General features: G+C 43.1%; 4 protein-coding genes and 1 pseudogene. 2 read left to right on the top strand and 3 right to left on the bottom strand.

What is annotated here, in order from left to right:
- Positions 1 to 271: pseudogene (locus tag B4K20_RS11395) on the top strand (L-aspartate oxidase); the annotation flags it as partial.
- Here the strand turns inward: B4K20_RS11395 and B4K20_RS11400 are convergent.
- A complete protein-coding gene (locus B4K20_RS11400) occupies positions 231 to 662 on the bottom strand; it encodes a protein YgfX (protein WP_289282975.1) in 432 nt (143 codons plus the stop codon). The pseudogene B4K20_RS11395 and the gene B4K20_RS11400 overlap by 41 nt on opposite strands.
- 87 nt (positions 663 to 749) lie before the next feature.
- Here B4K20_RS11400 and B4K20_RS11405 point away from each other — a divergent pair, with 87 nt between their 5' ends.
- The gene (locus B4K20_RS11405) at positions 750 to 1,691 is read left to right on the top strand and encodes a YgfZ/GcvT domain-containing protein (RefSeq protein WP_289282976.1); all 942 of its coding nucleotides are present in this window, start codon (positions 750 to 752) and stop codon (positions 1,689 to 1,691) included.
- Here B4K20_RS11405 and B4K20_RS11410 read toward each other — a convergent pair whose 3' ends face one another.
- Together B4K20_RS11410 and B4K20_RS11415 are read right to left on the bottom strand one after the other, a co-directional pair.
- Entirely contained in the window at positions 1,692 to 3,047 is a 1,356-nt protein-coding gene (locus tag B4K20_RS11410) for a sigma-54-dependent transcriptional regulator (RefSeq protein WP_289243836.1), read from the bottom strand.
- 14 nt (positions 3,048 to 3,061) lie between these two features.
- On the bottom strand, positions 3,062 to 3,746 hold a 685-nt coding region (locus B4K20_RS11415; protein ID WP_289282977.1), incomplete at its 5' end, for a sensor histidine kinase.

Genomic DNA, 3,746 nt, shown 5'->3' on the forward strand with positions numbered 1-3,746 from the left:
CAAGACCGATCGTTTACTCAGAGCAAAGCAGCGCTTGCAAGTCCTGCAAGCTGAAATTCGTGATTTTTATACTAAACACCATATCAGTGCAGATTTACTGGAGCTGAGAAACCTCGCTGATGTAGCTGAACTCATCATTGAATCAGCTTTGCGTCGAAAAGAAAGCCGAGGCCTTCATTACATTCTGGATTATCCAGAGACCGATAACACGCACTCGGCTACTGAAACGATTATTGCTCCCAAGAATCAGGATGACGAAGCTCAGCTCTGAGTTTTCTCCAATCATTTTTTTCTACGGCATCTATCGGAATCATCAGCGTATGACCTCGTCCATGCCTAGATGGATTTAAATAGATGAATAAAACATAAGGTAATTGAGTGCTCGATTTCAGTGTATAAGGCCCTGACACAGAGCCATCGTTATAGTTTAGAAACCATTGTCTATCCTTGCTCATGCTGATTCCAGTCACAGACGCTTTTCCAGACACTCTCTTGTAGCGGCGTAACCAGATGACAAATCCCACACAAACAAAACTAATTAACACATCCGTCAGCAGAGGCCCCATGCTTGCTTTGTTAAGCAGCAGTAAACTGATGACAACGACATGCAGCCATGCCATATATCTAAACTCATACTGTGATTGACTGATCTCAACCTTCATCCTTGAATGCCCTTTATTTTCATCCCTGTTTTAGCATCGCTTATACAGTTAGAATAAAGTCTGTTCACAATAAATCGCAATATATCTATGAATTTTCAGACTCTTTCTCAATCCACACCCAGCGTCAATTATTTGTCCGAAGTTAGTCATGATACATCGCCCGTAGCAATGGCCTTGCCCTCGCTCTCTGTCATTCAAGTCTCGGGGGAAGAAGCAGACAGTTTTTTACAGAATCTACTGACGAATGATATCCGCACATTAACGAACAATACTGCTCAGCTAAGTGGTTTTTGTAACCCAAAAGGTCGCTTATTAAGCCTGTTCTACGTTGTTAAGCGTGAAAAAGATTTTCTGCTAATCACAGCCACAGATCTAGCTGATAGCATTGCTCAACGATTGACGATGTTTAAGCTGCGTAGCAAGGTAGATATTTCTGTGAGCGCTGAACTCAATACAATGGGATATATCAGTGAAGCTCCGCTTAAAGATCAAGCGAGTACATTCTGGTCAGCTAGTGAGCATGATGGACAGTTGAGTATATATCTGCCGGGCGATTTGCATCGATATTTAGTTATCACGCCAGTTGATAAAAGTATCATCGAAAACAGTCGTATCGGTTCAGAGAACCTATGGCAAAGTGCTGATATTACATCAGGCTTACCCAAGGTCAGTCTTTTAACTAAAGAACAATTTACTCCTCAGCAACTCAATTTGGATGTCATCGGTGGTGTCAGTTTCAAAAAAGGCTGTTATCCAGGTCAGGAAGTGGTGGCTCGACTGCACTATCTGGGAAAACCCAGTCGCCGCTTATTTTTAGCTGAAATAACAACATCACATCTTCCTGAGCCCAATACCGAAGTCATTGATGAAGCTGGCGATGTAGCTGGACATGTAGTTCAAGCCGCGATGAACCAGGCTGATAATGGCCTATGTCACCTCAGTATAAAATTATCAGCACAAGCAAAATCACTCTATATTGGTCAGGATAAAATCTCGACACTCACTGCCTTGGTTGATGATGCAGAGTGACTATTCCTCCAAAGCCAGTTTTTTGAGTTTGTAACGCAACGAGCGAAAACTGATACCCAGCTTTTTGGCGGCGGCAGTCTTATTCCACCGGGTTGATTCCAGTGCATCCACGATAAGCTGCCGCTCCTGATCTTCAAGATGCGATTCAAGATCCGTCTCTCCACTTAACTGTGGCAGATCAACATTGAACACGGCACTGTCGGCCCCGGTTGTGGCAGGTAGCATTAAATCATCTTTTTGAATGAGATTTCCTTCAGACCAGGTCATCGCTCGCTCTAGGATATTTTCAAGCTCACGGACGTTACCCGGGAAAGCATAGGCGCAAAGTGCTTCAATTGCAGCCGTCTCTATACCTGGTTTGTTCTCACCATTTTTGGTCGCAAGCTGACTCAGAATATGATCAACCAACATGGGTATATCTGCCTGTCGCTGACGCAAGGGAGGGACAGACAGCTCAATGACATTGAGACGATAAAACAAATCCTCCCGGAAATGCCCTTGTTTGACACATTCCGCTAGGTTTTTATGTGTTGCAGATAAAATGCGTACATCAACACTCATTTCTTCGTTGCCACCGACTGGTCGTATGGCTTTTTCCTGAATCGCTCTAAGCAACTTCACCTGCATCATCAGTGGTAAGTCGGCCACTTCATCTAAAAACAAGGTGCCACCATTGGCAGCCTGAAACAGTCCTTGCTTATCTGAGACAGCCCCCGTGAAAGCTCCCTTTTTATGCCCGAAGAATTCACTTTCTACTAATTCAGCTGGAATAGCGCCACAATTTATAGGCACAAAACTTTGCGACGAGCGACTGCCTAGTTCATGAATAAGACGTGCTACCAGTTCTTTGCCAGTTCCTGACTCACCGGTGATATACACCGGGGCCTGACTACGAGCCAATTTACTGATCTTACTTCTTAACGAACGTATGACATCGGTATCACCAAGTAATTTATCTCTGGAACGGCGTTCTTTATTTTCTGTTTTTAAAGGAGATAAATTTAATGCCGAATTGACGAGATCACGTAGCACTTTGAGTTTGAGAGGTTTTGAAACAAAATCAAAAGCACCCGACTTCAGTGCTTCAACAGCCAAGTCAACATTACCGTGGGCGGTAATCACGGCCACTGGACAGTTAGGATAAGATTTCTGAATCAGACGAACAATATCCAAACCATTGCCGTCCGGCAAACGCATATCCGTAAAACACAAATCAAATGACTGTTGTTTTAATGCTTGTGTCGCTTGAGCTACGTTTTCTGCTGTGACGCAATCGATAGACATGCCAGACAATGTCATGGTTAATAACTCAAGAATATCGGGCTCATCATCAATAACTAATGCTTGTCTATTCATTCTTTAATCATTTCCTACCATTCTCCCGGAAGGCTAATACGAAAAAAACCTGTATTAGACGTATCGTGAAGATAGTTCAAACGTGCTCGGTTAGCCTGACAGAGTTCTCTCGCTAAGTACAATCCCAAGCCTGTTCCTCCCTGACGAGCAGAATGAAACGGCTCAAATAAATGGGCCTGAACAGCCTCTGGAACCCCTGGGCCATTATCAATAATATCCAGAAAAATCTGTTTATCATTCTGTTCCAGTCGGATATGTATATAAGGCTTTTCTTCTCGCTTAGCATGAAACCAGGCATTATCCATTAAATTCCATACAACCTGATGTAGCTGTTCAGGATCCATTGCAATCTGAAGATTATCCGCTTTCATATCCAGAGTAATATCATCGTCATCAAGCTGTTTTGTTTCAGTAAATTCGTGAATAAATTTCTCTAGCCAGTCATTAAGCATAAACACAGCGGGTTCAGCTGTTTTTTTACGACTCATCTGCAAGATAGTTTCGATAATATTATTCACACGCTGAGTGTGTTTCAAGATGATGGCAGTCAGTTTCGTCATCATGTGATCTGCCGCATATTGCTCGGCCAATAATTCACCAGCATGGCTGATTGCACCGAGAGGATTTCGAATTTCGTGAGCAATGCTTGCCGTTAATCTTCCCAAAGAAGCCAGTTTTAATTGCTGTGCTTGTTGTGCA

Source organism: Methylophaga sp. UBA5088, from assembly GCF_002414625.1.
Lineage (GTDB): Bacteria > Pseudomonadota > Gammaproteobacteria > Nitrosococcales > Methylophagaceae > Methylophaga > Methylophaga marina.